Source organism: Leclercia sp. UBA2479 (assembly GCF_002341985.1).
Lineage (GTDB): Bacteria > Pseudomonadota > Gammaproteobacteria > Enterobacterales > Enterobacteriaceae > Enterobacter > Enterobacter pneumoniae.
Map to the genome: position 1 here is coordinate 234,654 of NZ_DDPB01000001.1, position 14,488 is coordinate 249,141.

12 protein-coding genes are annotated in these 14,488 nt (G+C 54.5%); 8 read left to right on the top strand and 4 right to left on the bottom strand.

Features of this window, described 5'->3' with window-relative positions; all coding sequences use genetic code 11:
- Window positions 1–54 precede the first annotated feature (54 nt).
- Window positions 55–1,047 carry an aspartate--ammonia ligase gene (gene asnA, locus B3B59_RS01105; protein WP_040077696.1) on the top strand — a complete coding sequence of 331 codons (993 nt, stop codon included), beginning with the start codon at window positions 55–57 and terminating at the stop codon, window positions 1,045–1,047.
- On the opposite strand, the gene viaA is transcribed toward asnA, so the two are convergent.
- Together viaA and ravA are read right to left on the bottom strand one after the other, a co-directional pair.
- Window positions 1,048–2,499: an ATPase RavA stimulator ViaA gene (viaA, locus tag B3B59_RS01110; protein ID WP_040077694.1), complete on the bottom strand. Its 1,452-nt coding sequence runs from the start codon at window positions 2,497–2,499 to the stop codon at window positions 1,048–1,050. It abuts the gene before it with no gap.
- Window positions 2,493–3,989 (bottom strand): ATPase RavA, encoded by a 1,497-nt coding sequence (gene ravA, locus B3B59_RS01115; RefSeq protein ID WP_263616583.1) that lies wholly within the window; start codon window positions 3,987–3,989, stop codon window positions 2,493–2,495. The genes viaA and ravA overlap by 7 nt, the downstream gene beginning before the upstream one ends.
- A gap of 223 nt (window positions 3,990–4,212) precedes the next feature.
- Between ravA and kup the strand changes: the two genes are divergently transcribed.
- From kup to rbsR, 7 genes are all read left to right on the top strand, one after another.
- Window positions 4,213–6,081 (top strand): low affinity potassium transporter Kup, encoded by a 1,869-nt coding sequence (gene kup / locus B3B59_RS01120; RefSeq protein WP_046886368.1) that lies wholly within the window; start codon window positions 4,213–4,215, stop codon window positions 6,079–6,081.
- A gap of 169 nt (window positions 6,082–6,250) precedes the next feature.
- Window positions 6,251–6,670, top strand: coding sequence for a D-ribose pyranase (gene rbsD, locus B3B59_RS01125; RefSeq protein ID WP_040077691.1), 420 nt, complete (start codon window positions 6,251–6,253; stop codon window positions 6,668–6,670).
- A 7-nt stretch (window positions 6,671–6,677) separates the two neighbouring features.
- On the top strand, window positions 6,678–8,183 hold the full coding sequence (gene rbsA, locus B3B59_RS01130) for a ribose ABC transporter ATP-binding protein RbsA (protein ID WP_212478229.1): 1,506 nt from the start codon (window positions 6,678–6,680) through the stop codon (window positions 8,181–8,183).
- Window positions 8,184–8,187: 4 nt separating this feature from the next.
- Window positions 8,188–9,153 (top strand): ribose ABC transporter permease, encoded by a 966-nt coding sequence (gene rbsC, locus B3B59_RS01135; RefSeq protein WP_040077688.1) that lies wholly within the window; start codon window positions 8,188–8,190, stop codon window positions 9,151–9,153.
- Between the two features lie 27 nt (window positions 9,154–9,180).
- A complete protein-coding gene (gene rbsB / locus B3B59_RS01140) occupies window positions 9,181–10,071 on the top strand; it encodes a ribose ABC transporter substrate-binding protein RbsB (RefSeq protein ID WP_040077687.1) in 891 nt (296 codons plus the stop codon).
- Window positions 10,072–10,177: 106 nt separating this feature from the next.
- Window positions 10,178–11,107 carry a ribokinase gene (rbsK, locus tag B3B59_RS01145; RefSeq protein ID WP_286807919.1) on the top strand — a complete coding sequence of 310 codons (930 nt, stop codon included), beginning with the start codon at window positions 10,178–10,180 and terminating at the stop codon, window positions 11,105–11,107.
- A 3-nt stretch (window positions 11,108–11,110) separates the two neighbouring features.
- Complete coding sequence (gene rbsR / locus B3B59_RS01150; protein ID WP_154298904.1) at window positions 11,111–12,103, top strand: ribose operon transcriptional repressor RbsR; 993 nt, start codon at window positions 11,111–11,113, stop codon at window positions 12,101–12,103.
- Here the strand turns inward: rbsR and mdtD are convergent.
- Window positions 12,069–13,496, bottom strand: coding sequence for a multidrug transporter subunit MdtD (gene mdtD / locus B3B59_RS01155; protein WP_233803299.1), 1,428 nt, complete (start codon window positions 13,494–13,496; stop codon window positions 12,069–12,071). The two genes, rbsR and mdtD, sit on opposite strands and share 35 nt — an antisense overlap.
- Before the next feature lie 10 nt (window positions 13,497–13,506).
- Window positions 13,507–14,199 (bottom strand): FadR/GntR family transcriptional regulator, encoded by a 693-nt coding sequence (locus B3B59_RS01160; RefSeq protein WP_040077682.1) that lies wholly within the window; start codon window positions 14,197–14,199, stop codon window positions 13,507–13,509.
- Window positions 14,200–14,488: the final 289 nt, after the last annotated feature.

Below are 14,488 nucleotides of genomic sequence, written 5' to 3' on the forward strand. Positions count from 1 at the left end.
ATGGCGGCGTTTTTTGTTGCTTAATCAATTGCAACAGGACGCAGGAGTATAAATATGAAAACCGCATACATCGCAAAACAACGCCAGATCAGTTTCGTTAAATCCCACTTTTCCCGCCAGTTGGAAGAGAGACTGGGCCTGATAGAAGTGCAGGCACCTATCCTCAGCCGTGTGGGCGATGGGACGCAAGACAACCTGTCTGGTTGCGAAAAAGCGGTTCAGGTTAAAGTGAAAACACTGCCAGACGCCCAGTTCGAAGTGGTTCATTCACTGGCGAAGTGGAAGCGTCAAACCCTGGGACAACACGACTTCAGCGCGGGCGAAGGGCTTTACACGCACATGAAAGCCCTTCGCCCCGATGAAGACCGTCTTACTGCTATTCACTCTGTCTACGTTGACCAGTGGGACTGGGAACGTGTCATGGGGGATGGCGAGCGTCATACCCGCACGCTGAAATCCACGGTTGAAGCTATCTACGCCGGGATCAAAGCGACCGAAGCGGCCGTGAGCAAAGAGTTTGGGCTGACCCCGTTCCTGCCGGAGACGATCCAGTTCGTTCACAGCCAGGATCTTCTGACCCGTTATCCGGATCTGGATGCCAAAGGCCGTGAGCGTGCCATTGCTAAAGAGTTGGGTGCCGTATTCCTGATTGGTATCGGCGGCAAGCTGTCCGATGGTCAGCGCCACGATGTACGTGCCCCGGACTACGATGACTGGAGCAGTGAAAGCGAGAGCGGTTTTGCGGGTCTGAACGGCGATATTCTGGTGTGGAACCCTATCCTTGAAGATGCGTTTGAACTCTCTTCAATGGGGATCCGTGTCGATGCAGAAGCCCTGAAGCGTCAGCTTTCTATTACGGGTGATGAAGATCGCCTGCAGCTGGAGTGGCATCAGGCGCTGTTGCGCGGTGAAATGCCGCAGACGATTGGCGGCGGTATCGGCCAGTCACGTTTGACGATGCTGTTATTACAGCTGTCGCATATCGGCCAGGTTCAGTGCGGTGTCTGGCCACAGCAGGTGCGTGAAAGCATCGACGCCCTTCTTTAATTAACGCCGCCAGCGTCGGAGCAGGCGGCTACGTAACCCGGTATCAAAGCGCCAGATATGATCGAAGATGCGCATGATGCCGGGTTTTCCATGTGCCGACATCGCTACGGCATGGAACCGATGCTGGTGCACCTGCTGCAACACCTTCACTTTATTTACCACCTCTTCCGGCAATCGCTGGGCTATAAAGTCAGAAATCACCACGGCGTCCGCATCGTACCACTCCCCGCCCTGCATGCGCTCGATAATGGCGCGAAAACAGCTGGCGAGATCCGTGCCGCCGCGAAAGCGCTGGCTGAGAAAGCGGATCGCCTGCTCTATCCCCTCCGGGCCTGTCAGTTCATAGCCCACCACTTCGCTGGAGAAGAGCATAATAAAGCAGCGGCGACGATCGGCGAGGGCAACCCGCATCAGCGCCAGACAAAACGCCTTGGCGCACTGCTCATTAAAGCCCCCCATCGAACCCGAGGTATCTACACAGACGATAAACGGACCGCGCGGCTGTTCATCAAAATCCTGATGCACAACCGGTCGCTGACTCACCTTCTCCCGCCAGGCTTCACCGTGTAGCCGATAAGTGAGAAGCTGTTTTTCCACCAGCCGTCGATAAAACTCATACTCCAGTTCGGTGATACCCAGCGTGGCCAGCTCAGGCGGTAACAGCCGCAGGATATCATCGCTCTGCTGCAGCCCGTCGACCTGTTCTGGCACGGTGGCCGGTTCACGTACCAGGGTACGGAAGGTCTCCATCGGCGCGTCTTTCTTCGGAACTGATTTGGCCTCTCTGGAGCGCCCCAGCTGTTCCGCCAGCTGCATCAGTTCGGGTTGCTGCGTAAGAAAATCGCCGTAGCGCACAATCAACTGATAGTCGCCGCGTTTAAGCTGACCTGCACTCATGTCCCATAGCCGACCAGCGGCGTTGTCATTCTCGACCAGTACCGGCTCCAGCGCGCCAGCCAGGGTCATACGTTCCTGCACTTCACTGAGTAATTGTTCGCGCTCTTCCTCCAGCAATTGCTGATTAAGCGTCGTGGCCTGCACCACTAAGCTCAGGCGCCAACGCTGGAGGAACAGCGTGTGGAGCGCAGGCGTAAAGGTGGCGTTATCCGCCACCAGCTGTCGGGCCTGGCTTGCGAATGGCGAATGGACGTTATCCAGTAGAGTCAGGATCTGCGGAAGCTGGACAATCAGCTGCGGGGTGGAGAGCAGCTGGCTTTGCTGATAGCACATCACCTCTTCGGTCAGCTCGGGCGGAACGCGCGTGTCCTTCATCCGCTTTCGCAATCCTTCTCGCCAGCGGGGAAGATCGTCGGTAATGGCTGTTTTTAATTTGGGAAATTTTTCAAAAAAAATCGCCAGCTGAGGTGAGGCGAGTAGCGCAACAACGAGTTCCTCAATTAACCCCTCTTCGCCCACAGCCAGCATGATATTTAAGGTATCCAGCGTTAGCATTGACGCGCCTGTTTAATCTGCGCGCCTACATCCTGCAGACTGGCTTCGATACGACCTAACCAGTCGCTGTGAATAAACAGACATTTTTGCTGCTCGCTAAAGCGCGTATGTTGCTGGTGCCAGGCGTTATCCAGCGCTTCCAGCTGCTGGGTGATTTCGTCGGGAACGCTGTCAGAGGTGCTGCCGGGCAGCGCAAGGCGCGATCCCTGAAGACTCACGTCGCGGATCACCAGATGCAGACTGCCGTCCACCTCCATGTTCAACGGCTGAGCAAAGCCAATCCCGTTGAGTTTGCCGCGGATTTCGCCACCCTTACTAAGCCACTGGGCAAGAGGCTCGCGCTCGATAGTGACATGAATCACCTGCATATCGTGCAGTTTGAGCGGCTGCTGGAGTAACAGTGTCAGCGTGGTCTCGCTCAGCTCCTCGGGCAGTTCGTAGTGCGGTTTACGGGCAAACATGCCGCTCTGTCGGCTGACGCGTAGTGCTGTTTTATCACTCTGTTGCTGCTGCAACTGAATGCGCCGTTGCGATATAGCACCGAGCTGGTTAAGCATCTCCTGCTGACCCCAGGCATGCCCGGTCATCAATACTTCCAGCTGTTGCTGCATCAGATTCATGCCATTCGCGTCGTGCCAGAGACAATCTTTCAACAGAATGAGGTCGATAGGCGCGACCGCATCGCGGCCGCTAAAGAAGGCGCTGGCCTGCAGCAAGCGGATCGCTTTTTTCCAGCGGCGATCCGACACGTACGGCGCGCCAGACAGGTTATCCAGTTGCTGACGTAACATAAAGATCAGGTCAAAGACCGCATCCGGCAGGGTGATTTTGCCGATCTCTCCTTGCCACTGCTGGTACTCTTCATCGGTAACCTGCAGCCCGGCGGGAACCGGGTTGTCATTTTCATCCTGCTGGCTAATCAGCAACGAGCGGAAATTGGCCTTATCCTGAACCTTGTCGAGCCACAGGCGAATCAGCATACGGTCATACAGCGCTTCCAGGCTGCTGTCAGCCTCTGGCAGCTCATTCGATGCGGCCACCAGCAAGCGCATGGGGATCTTCTCTTCGTGGGCACCATTACGGAAGCGGCGTTCGTTAATGGCGGTTAGCAAAGTATTCAGGATCGCCGGGCCGGCTTTCCATATCTCATCAAGAAAAACGATTTCCGCTTCGGGTAGATATCCTGTAGTCAGTCGTTCATAGCGCCCTTCATCTTTTAACGCCTGAATGGAAAGGGGACCGAATACCTCTTCCGGCGTGGAGAAGCGCGTCATCAGGTATTCGAATGCCCGGGCATGCTGAAAAGCAAACTTCAGACGGCGGGCGATCAGGCTTTTGGCAATTCCTGGTGGGCCAAGTAGAAAGACGCTTTCACCGCTCAGTGCTGCCAGTAAACAGAGCCGAATGGCGTGGCTACGTTCGAACAGCCCTTTTTCTAACGCACTGCTTAGACGAGAAATTCTTTCTGCTAATAAATGAGTGTGAGCCATAATTATTCTGCATCCTTTCGCCGTGGATCCGGCTAGTTGAAGCGAGTATAGACGTTTCGTCATGCGCTGGTAATAGACTGAAGTGCGGCGCTATTTTCTTTGCGTTACGTTAAGCGGACTGCATTTAGGGGTACGATTTTGCAATGAATCGTGCATACTGTGCGCCTTTTTGTGGGCCAAGGGACTAAGCACACATTTGTTATATCAACGAAAAGACTAGTCTATGAGCACTGAGAATAAGCAATCATTACCCGCAATCACGCTTGCGGCGATCGGGGTTGTCTACGGTGATATTGGCACCAGCCCGCTTTATACGCTACGCGAATGTTTGTCCGGTCAGTTTGGTTTTGGCGTTGAACGTGACGCTGTGTTCGGTTTTTTATCCCTGATTTTCTGGCTTCTCATCTGTGTTGTTTCTATTAAATACCTGTCGTTCGTCATGCGCGCGGATAACGCCGGTGAAGGCGGGATCCTGACCCTGATGTCTCTGGCCGGGCGTAATACCTCGCCAAAAATGACCTCGTTTCTGGTCATCATCGGCCTGATAGGCGGCAGTTTCTTTTATGGCGAGGTGGTGATAACCCCGGCGATATCGGTGATGTCCGCCATCGAGGGGCTGGAGATTATCGCGCCGGAGCTTGATACCTGGATTGTGCCGCTCTCGATTCTGGTGTTAACACTGCTATTTGCGATTCAGAAGCACGGAACCGGGCTGGTGGGTAAGCTTTTTGCCCCGATTATGCTGGCGTGGTTCCTGATTCTGGCGGTGCTGGGCCTGCGCGGTATTATCGCCAACCCGGAAGTGCTGCAGGCGCTGAATCCCGCCTGGGCGGTCCACTTCTTCATGGAGTATAAAACCGTCTCCTTTGTCGCGCTGGGCGCGGTGGTGCTCTCTATTACTGGCGTGGAAGCACTGTATGCGGATATGGGCCACTTCGGTAAATTGCCGATTCGCCTCGCATGGTTCTCGGTCGTGCTGCCCTCGCTGGTGCTTAACTACTTTGGCCAGGGCGCGCTGTTGCTGAAGAACCCGGAAGCGATTAAAAACCCGTTCTTCCTGCTGGCACCGGAGTGGGCGCTGGTGCCGATGCTGTTCATCGCCACCCTGGCGACGGTGATCGCCTCGCAGGCGGTGATATCAGGCGTCTTCTCTCTGACCCGTCAGGCCGTTCGTCTGGGCTACCTCTCACCGATGCGGATTATCCATACCTCTGAAATGGAGTCCGGACAGATTTACATCCCTTTCATTAACTGGCTGCTCTACTTTGCGGTAGTTATCGTTATTGTTAGCTTCGAGCACTCCAGCAACCTGGCTGCGGCTTATGGTATCGCCGTCACCGGTACCATGGTGCTGACCTCGATTCTTTCTACTACGGTGGCTTATCGCAACTGGCACTGGAACAAATTCCTCGTCGCCATCATCCTGGTGGCTTTCCTCTGCATCGACGTACCGCTGTTCTCGGCCAACCTCGATAAGATTGTCTCCGGTGGCTGGTTGCCGCTGACGCTGGGTCTGGTGATGTTTATTGTGATGACCACCTGGAAGAGCGAGCGTTTCCGGCTGCTGCGTCGCATGCACGAGCACGGTAATTCCCTTGAGGCGATGATTGCCTCGCTGGAGAAATCCCCGCCGGTGCGAGTGCCAGGTACCGCGGTATATATGTCACGCGCATTAAATGTGATCCCGTTTGCCCTCATGCACAATCTCAAGCACAACAAGGTGCTGCATGAGCGGGTTATCCTGCTGACACTGCGTACTGAAGATGCCCCTTACGTGCATAACGTGCGTCGCGTGCAGATTGAGCAGCTCTCGCCGACCTTCTGGCGCGTAGTGGCGAGCTACGGCTGGCGCGAAACGCCAAACGTCGAAGAGGTGTTCCACCGCTGCGGTCTGGAAGGTCTTAGCTGCCGGATGATGGAGACCTCGTTCTTCATGTCGCACGAATCGCTGATTATCGGTAAACGCCCGTGGTATCTACGTTTACGCGGCAAGCTGTATCTCATTCTGCAGCGTAACGCGCTGCGTGCGCCTGACCAGTTTGAAATTCCGCCCAATCGCGTCATAGAGTTAGGTACACAGGTCGAGATTTAACCCCTCAGCCCGGCGATCCCCTCGCCGGGCATCTTCTTTTTTACCCCGCCAGTTTAGGTTAGCGAAACGTTTCGAAGCCGATCACAATTCTGCTACGTCATGATGGTTTTCTGAACACGCCTCAGATTAAACTCATTTCAGCGAAACGTTTCGCTAGTGGAGCAAAAAAATGAAGAAAGGCACCGTACTTAACGCAGATATCTCATCGGTTATTTCCCGGCTTGGGCATACCGATACGCTGGTGGTTTGCGATGCAGGCTTACCGGTTCCCCGTAGCACAACCCGTATTGATATGGCATTAACGCAGGGTGTCCCCTCGTTTATGCAGGTACTGGAAGTGGTGACGGCGGAGATGCAGGTTGAGGCGGCCATTCTCGCGACGGAGATTAAACAAAATAATCCGCAACTCCACGAAACGTTGCTCAGCCACATTGAGCAACTGCAACAACACCAGGGAAACACCATAGAAATTCGTTACACAACGCACGAACAGTTCAAACAACAAACCGCAGACAGTCAGGCGGTGATTCGCAGCGGGGAGTGTTCCCCGTATGCGAATATCATTCTCTGTGCTGGCGTCACCTTCTGAGGCCATCATGGACGCATTATTGCAACTCAAAGGGATCGATAAGTCGTTCCCGGGCGTAAAAGCCCTCTCCGGCGCGGCGCTAAATGTTTACGCCGGACGCGTGATGGCGCTGGTGGGTGAAAACGGCGCCGGCAAATCCACCATGATGAAAGTGCTTACCGGTATCTATCAACGCGATGCCGGTTCGCTGCTGTGGCTGGGCCAGGAGACGACCTTTACGGGTCCCAAATCCTCGCAGGAAGCCGGTATCGGCATTATCCACCAGGAGCTGAACCTGATCCCGCAACTCACCATTGCGGAGAACATCTTCCTGGGCCGCGAATTTGTTAATCGCTTTGGCAAAATTGACTGGAAAACCATGTATGCCGAAGCCGATAAGCTGCTGGCGAAGCTCAATCTGCGCTTTAAGAGCGACCGGCTGGTAGGCGACCTCTCCATTGGCGATCAACAGATGGTGGAAATCGCCAAGGTGTTGAGCTTCGAGTCGAAGGTTATCGTTATGGATGAACCGACCGATGCGCTCACTGATACCGAAACCGAATCCCTGTTCCGCGTTATCCGCGAGCTAAAAGCGCAGGGGCGCGGCGTGGTCTATATCTCACACCGCATGAAAGAGATCTTCGAGATTTGCGATGACGTGACTGTCTTCCGTGACGGGCAGTTTATTGCCGAACGTGAAGTGGCGACGCTCAACGAAGATACGCTGATTGAAATGATGGTGGGACGTAAGCTGGAAGATCAATATCCCCGTCTCGATAAAGCACCGGGTGCGCTGCGTCTGAAGGTGGATAATCTCTGCGGCCCTGGAGTGAGCGATGTGAGCTTTACGCTGCGTCAGGGTGAGATTCTCGGCGTGGCAGGGCTAATGGGTGCCGGGCGTACCGAACTCATGAAAGTCCTCTACGGTGCGCTGCCCCGTACCAGCGGTTACGTGACGCTTGATGGTCATGAGGTGGTCACACGTTCACCGCAGGATGGGCTGGCAAACGGCATCGTCTACATTTCTGAAGATCGTAAACGTGACGGTCTGGTGCTCGGTATGTCGGTTAAAGAGAACATGTCTTTAACCGCGCTACGTTACTTCAGCCGTAGCGGCGGTAGCGTGAAACATAAAGACGAGCAGCAGGCGGTCAGCGATTTTATGCGCCTCTTTAATGTGAAAACGCCGTCGATGGATCAGGCGATTGGCCTGTTATCCGGTGGTAACCAGCAGAAAGTGGCCATTGCCCGCGGCCTGATGACGCGCCCGAAGGTTCTCATTCTCGATGAGCCAACCCGTGGCGTAGACGTTGGGGCGAAAAAAGAGATCTATCAGCTCATTAACCAGTTCAAGGCCGATGGCCTGAGCATCATTCTGGTCTCTTCCGAGATGCCAGAAGTATTAGGCATGAGCGATCGCATTATTGTTATGCACGAAGGGCATCTCGGCGGTGAATTCACTCGCGAGCAGGCCACCCAGGAAGTTCTGATGGCTGCCGCTGTGGGCAAGCTTAATCGCGTGAATCAGGAGTAAGAAGATGACTACCCAGGCTGTTTCTGGTCGCCGTTATTTCACTAAGGCATGGTTGATGGAACAAAAATCGCTGATTGCCCTGCTGGTGCTGATCGCGATTGTCTCTACCATGAGCCCGAACTTTTTTACCGTTAATAACCTCTTTAATATCCTTCAGCAGACATCTGTGAACGCCATTATGGCGGTCGGGATGACGCTGGTGATCTTAACATCGGGGATCGACCTGTCCGTCGGTTCTCTGCTGGCGCTAACCGGCGCCATCGCTGCGTCGATTGTTGGCGTTGAAGTTAACGCGCTGGTGGCCGTGGCCGCTGCACTGGCTGCCGGCGCGGCAATTGGTGCGGTAACCGGTGTGATTGTGGCTAAAGGCCGCGTCCAGGCGTTTATCGCCACGCTGGTTATGATGCTGCTGCTGCGTGGTGTCACCATGGTTTATACCAATGGTAGTCCGGTAAATACCGGTTTTACCGACAACGCCGATCTGTTTGGCTGGTTTGGTATTGGCCGTCCGCTGGGCATTCCGACCCCGGTCTGGATCATGGGGTTTGTCTTCCTGGCGGCGTGGTACATGCTGCACCATACCCGCCTGGGCCGTTATATCTATGCCCTGGGGGGTAACGAAGCGGCAACGCGCCTGTCCGGTATCAGCGTTAATAAAGTCAAAATTATCGTTTACTCTCTGTCCGGCCTGCTGGCGTCTTTGGCAGGCATTATCGAAGTGGCGCGTCTCTCCTCGGCACAGCCGACGGCGGGTACAGGCTATGAGCTGGATGCCATTGCGGCGGTCGTGCTGGGCGGTACCAGCCTCGCGGGTGGTAAAGGTCGTATTGTTGGGACCCTGATCGGCGCATTGATCCTCGGTTTCCTGAATAATGGTTTGAATTTGCTAGGTGTTTCCTCCTATTACCAGATGATCGTTAAAGCAGTGGTGATTTTGCTGGCGGTACTGGTAGACAACAAAAAACAGTAACTGACGACACTACAGGACATCTCTGATATGAACATGAAAAAACTGGCTACCCTGGTTTCTGCTGTAGCACTGAGCGCAACCGTGAGTGCGAACGCAATGGCGAAAGACACCATCGCGCTGGTCATCTCTACGCTGAATAACCCGTTCTTCGTCTCCCTGAAGGATGGCGCACAGAAAGAAGCAGACAAACTGGGCTATAACCTGGTGGTTCTGGACTCCCAGAATAACCCGGCGAAAGAGCTGGCTAACGTTCAGGACTTGACCGTTCGCGGTACTAAAATTCTGCTGATCAACCCAACCGATTCCGACGCGGTAGGTAACGCCGTGAAGATGGCTAACCAGGCTAACATCCCGGTCATTACCCTTGACCGTCAGGCAAGCAAAGGTGAAGTGGTAAGCCATATCGCCTCTGACAACGTGCTGGGTGGCAAGATTGCGGGTGACTACATCGCGAAGAAAGCGGGTGAAGGCGCGAAAGTGATCGAACTGCAGGGTATCGCCGGTACCTCTGCTGCCCGTGAGCGTGGTGAAGGCTTCCAGCAGGCCGTTGCTGCCCACAAATTTAACGTCCTGGCGAGCCAGCCCGCTGACTTCGACCGCACTAAGGGTCTGAACGTCATGCAGAACCTGCTGACCGCGCATCCGGATGTTAAAGCGGTATTTGCTCAGAACGATGAAATGGCACTGGGCGCGCTGCGTGCATTGCAGACCGCTGGTAAATCAGATGTGATGGTGGTTGGATTTGACGGCACGCCTGATGGTGAAAAAGCGGTAAATGATGGCAAACTGGCTGCGACCATTGCTCAGCTGCCTGAGCAGATCGGCGTTACTGGCGTGCAGACTGCTGACAAAGTGCTGAAGGGCGAAAAAGTTCAGGCCAAATATCCCGTTGACCTGAAACTGGTCATCAAGCAGTAATAGGCAGCTCAGGCAGTAACAGGCTGCCTGAAGGACAACATATAAAGAAAAGTGTGGCATACGCCACCGGGTCACCCCGGTGGCGCTCTCAGATGGACACTCAATTATGAAAACCGCAGGTAAGCTCGTCGTCCTTGGCAGTATTAATGCCGATCACATTCTTAACCTTGATTCATTCCCCTCCCCAGGCGAAACCGTAACCGGTAACCAGTATCAGGTTGCATTTGGTGGTAAAGGTGCCAATCAGGCCGTTGCCGCCGGGCGCAGCGGTGCCAGCATTGCGTTTATTGCCTGTACGGGCGATGACGATACTGGCGAGCGCGTTTGTCAGCAGCTGCAACGCGACAATATCGATATTACGCCGATCAGCGTGGTCAAAGGCGAGTCTACCGGGGTGGCGTTAATTTTCGTCAACGGCGAAGGTGAGAATGTTATCGGTATTCATGCGGGCGCAAACGCCCAGCTGACCACCGAAAGGGTGGAGTCGCAGCGTGACATTATTGCAGGCGCTCAGGCTCTGCTTATGCAGCTGGAGTCGCCGGTTGAAAGCGTACTGGCAGCCGCGAAAATTGCGCATGAAAATCATACCACTGTCGTACTTAATCCTGCGCCGGCCCGTGTATTATCAGACGAGCTACTGGCGCTGGTGGATATCATCACTCCTAACGAAACCGAAGCGGAAAAGCTGACGGGCATTCGCGTTGAAAACGACGACGACGCGGCGCGTGCGGCAAAGGCGTTACATGATAAAGGCATCGAAACCGTTATCATCACGCTTGGCAGTCGCGGCGTATGGGCCAGCGTCAAGGGGGAAGGTCGTCGCGTGGCTGGATTCCGCGTGAAAGCGATCGATACCATTGCCGCGGGCGATACCTTTAACGGCGCGCTGGTGACCGCGCTGCTGGAAGGCTCATCTCTGGACGATGCCATCCGCTTTGCACATGCCGCTGCCGCAATTGCGGTAACCCGTAAAGGTGCTCAGCCTTCCGTTCCGTGGCGTAACGAGATTGATGACTTCTTAAGTCAACAGGGGTAATGCTTGGCTACAATGAAAGATGTCGCCCGCATGGCGGGCGTTTCTACTTCCACTGTCTCCCACGTTATCAATAAGGATCGTTTCGTCAGTGAGGCGATCAGGGAGAAGGTTGAAGCTGCAGTCAAAGAACTCAACTATGCGCCTTCGGCGCTGGCGCGCAGTCTTAAGCTCAACCAGACGCGCACCATCGGTATGCTTATTACCGCAAGTACCAACCCCTTTTATTCGGAACTTGTTCGCGGCGTAGAGCGCAGCTGCTTTGAACGGGGCTATAGCCTCGTGCTGTGTAATACCGAAGGTGACGAGCAACGTATGAACAGTAATCTGGAAACGCTGATGCAGAAACGCGTCGATGGGTTACTGCTGCTATGCACCGAAACGCATCAGCCGTCGAAGGAGATTATCCAACGCTACCCTTCCGTTCCGACGGTAATGATGGACTGGGCGCCGTTCGACGGCACCAGCGATCTGATTCAGGATAACTCCCTGCTGGGGGGCGATATGGCGACCCAGCATCTTATCGATAAAGGCCATACCCGCATCGCCTGCATTACCGGGCCGCTGGATAAAACGCCGGCACGCCTGCGCCTGGAGGGTTTTCTGGTCGCCATGGCGCGCGCAGGTTTACCCGTCCCGGATGGCTATCAAATTACTGGCGATTTTGAGTTCAGCGGGGGTTACGAGGCGATGCAGACGCTGCTGCAAAAAGCAGAGCGGCCGCAGGCAGTATTTATTGGCAACGATGCTATGGCGGTTGGGGCTTATCAGGCGTTATATCAGGCGGGACTTCGCGTGCCGGACGACATCGCCATTGTGGGTTACGACGACATCGAACTGGCGCGCTATATGACACCGCCGCTCACTACCATTCATCAACCTAAAGATGAACTGGGAGAGCTGGCCATTGACGTGCTGATCCATCGAATGGCGCAACCCGCGCTGCAGCAACAGCGGCTGCAGCTTACTCCTGTTCTGATGGAACGGGGGTCGGTTTAGGTTTGTGACGCTCTTTAATCATGTTGCTGCCATCTTTCGGCTTCAACAACATAAAGACCAGCGCCGAGACCACCGTTAATGCTCCCATCGTTAAAAAGGTATAGTGGAATTGCTCGACGGTATTAGAACCGTCGAAACCTTCATAGAACCGCAGAACCGCCGCACTAACCGCAACGCCCAGACTGATTGAGAGTTGCTGCGCCACGGCCAGCACGCTGTTACCGCTGCTGGCGTTTTCATCGGTGAGGTCCGCGAGGGTGATAGTATTCATCGAGGTAAACTGCGTCGACATCGCCATCCCCAATACAAACAATGGCAAGATCAGCATCCACACCGGCAGCGCCGCAGACTGCAGCGAAAATTGCGCAATCATCACGCCAATGAAGATGGTGACGCCCACCAGGGTTTTACGGTAACCCAACCGGCGCAGTACTTGCGTCACACCTGACTTAGCCAGAATCGATCCCACTGCCGTAGGGGCCATCATGCAGCCCGCGATAAGTGCCGGGTATCCAAAACCTACCTGCAGCATCAACGGCATCAGAAACGGCACACAACCGGTACCGAGACGTGAAGCGACATTGCCGGCAATGCCGACTGAAAAGGTACGGGTGTTGAACAGAGAGAGTGATATGAGCGGTGTGGGATGACGACGCGCGTGACGTATATAAAGAAGAAAAAGCACAACCCCACTGAAGATGACCGACAGTGCTAACCCGCTGGCGACAATCTTTTCGCCAAAAAGCTCCATTCCGCTCGAGAAGAGCACAAGGCTCAGGCCAAAAAGGAAGAAACCGCGCATATCAAACTTCCGCCGCGGCGTGGTGAAGTTGGGCATGCACTTACGGGCGTAAAGGAGCCCGGCAATTCCGATAGGAATGTTAATCAAAAATATCCAGTGCCAGCTCGCCCAGGTCACAAACACGCCGCCCAGCACCGGGCCCAGTATCGGCCCAACCAGCCCTGGCATCGTCACGAAATTCAGTACCGGCAACAATTCACTGCGTGGATAGGCCCGTAAGAGTGCCAGGCGCGCGACAGGCATCATCATCGCCCCGCCAACGCCCTGAAGCACACGGAAGATAACCAGTTCAGTTAACGATCCTGAGAGCGCGCAGGCCAGTGATCCCAGTGTGAACAGCGATACCGCCACCATAAAGACACGCTGCGTACCGAAACGGTCGGCTAGCCAGCCGCTAACCGGGATTAACATCGCGACCGTCAGGGTATAACTGATAATGGCTGACTGCATCGCCAGTGGAGAGCGATTCAGACTTTCGGCAATGGCGGGAAGCGCGGTGTTAAGGATGGTGGCGTCGAGCGCCTGCATAAAGAAGGCCATCGCCGCTATCCACGGCAGGCCGGCCATACTGCGCGCTTTTTTAATGGTCATTCATTGTCCTCTACCTGGCTGGTGCGGCAAGTAATGCCTGACTGGCGCTCAGGGCTCGCGGCCCATCGCTCTCGAGAATGGCGTCGACAATGGCCTGGTGTAAATCCAGCTTCACCACTTCGTCCTGGGTTATAGATGTGAAATAGGTGTGATAGATCGAGTGGAACAGCGAAGCGAACGAGGTCAGGAAGGGGTTGCCGCTCATCTCGTAGACATGTTCATGCCAGGCCATATCCACTTCAATCCAGCGTTCACGATTAAACTTCCTCTTCAGTTCCACCATCTCTGCCATCAATGTATTCAGACGTGCTTTCTGCTCTGCCGTTCCCTGCGTTGCGGCCAGCAAGCAAGCCTGAGGCTCCAGACTGCTGCGCATAACAAGGAAATACTCAATAACCTGATTAAAGTTTTGTTCGGTCATCCACCAGGAGAGCAATTCCTGATCGAGGAAGTTCCAGTTACTTTGCGGCAATACGCGCGTACCGATACGCGGACGAGGTAATACCATGCCCTTTGCGGTTAATGTCTTTACGGCTTCCCGAACGGCGGTACGACTAACGCCAAACTGTTCACCGAGCTCCAGTTCACCCGGGAGAATCGTTCCTGGCGCATAGACACCCGTCAAAATTCGCTGGGCTAGCTTCTCTGCCAGCATATAAGAGAGGTTTTTTTGGGCCGCCAGCTGCTGTGCGCTTAATGGCATAACGCATATTCCTTAATTTCTCATGCTATTGAGTATGCCATCAGCAGTGTGATTATGGTGGCAAAAACAGCAAATAGCGCAATTACTGGCGTTGGAATGGTCAATCTGGTGAAAAAAAACACGGTCAGAAACTTTTTTCAAATTTACTCTTGTCACCGCCGAAGAACTCCCTATAATGCGCCTCCACTGACACGGAACAACGGCTTACAGGCCGCCGGGTTAGCGGGGTTCAGAGATGAACGCCAGCAGAGAAAAGCGAAAATAAACGCTTGACTCTGAAAGAGGAAAG

Excerpts from the sequence above, each read along its gene's own strand:
- viaA (WP_040077694.1), bottom strand. The coding sequence starts at position 2,499 with ATGCTAACGCTGGATACCTTAAATATCATGCTGGCTGTGGGCGAAGAG.
- asnA (WP_040077696.1), top strand. The coding sequence starts at position 55 with ATGAAAACCGCATACATCGCAAAACAACGCCAGATCAGTTTCGTTAAA.
- rbsK (WP_286807919.1), top strand. The coding sequence starts at position 10,178 with ATGAAAACCGCAGGTAAGCTCGTCGTCCTTGGCAGTATTAATGCCGAT.
- mdtD (WP_233803299.1), bottom strand. The coding sequence starts at position 13,496 with ATGACCATTAAAAAAGCGCGCAGTATGGCCGGCCTGCCGTGGATAGCG.
- B3B59_RS01160 (WP_040077682.1), bottom strand. The coding sequence starts at position 14,199 with ATGCCATTAAGCGCACAGCAGCTGGCGGCCCAAAAAAACCTCTCTTAT.
- ravA (WP_263616583.1), bottom strand. The coding sequence starts at position 3,989 with ATGGCTCACACTCATTTATTAGCAGAAAGAATTTCTCGTCTAAGCAGT.
- rbsB (WP_040077687.1), top strand. The coding sequence starts at position 9,181 with ATGAACATGAAAAAACTGGCTACCCTGGTTTCTGCTGTAGCACTGAGC.
- rbsD (WP_040077691.1), top strand. The coding sequence starts at position 6,251 with ATGAAGAAAGGCACCGTACTTAACGCAGATATCTCATCGGTTATTTCC.
- rbsA (WP_212478229.1), top strand. The coding sequence starts at position 6,678 with ATGGACGCATTATTGCAACTCAAAGGGATCGATAAGTCGTTCCCGGGC.
- rbsC (WP_040077688.1), top strand. The coding sequence starts at position 8,188 with ATGACTACCCAGGCTGTTTCTGGTCGCCGTTATTTCACTAAGGCATGG.
- kup (WP_046886368.1), top strand. The coding sequence starts at position 4,213 with ATGAGCACTGAGAATAAGCAATCATTACCCGCAATCACGCTTGCGGCG.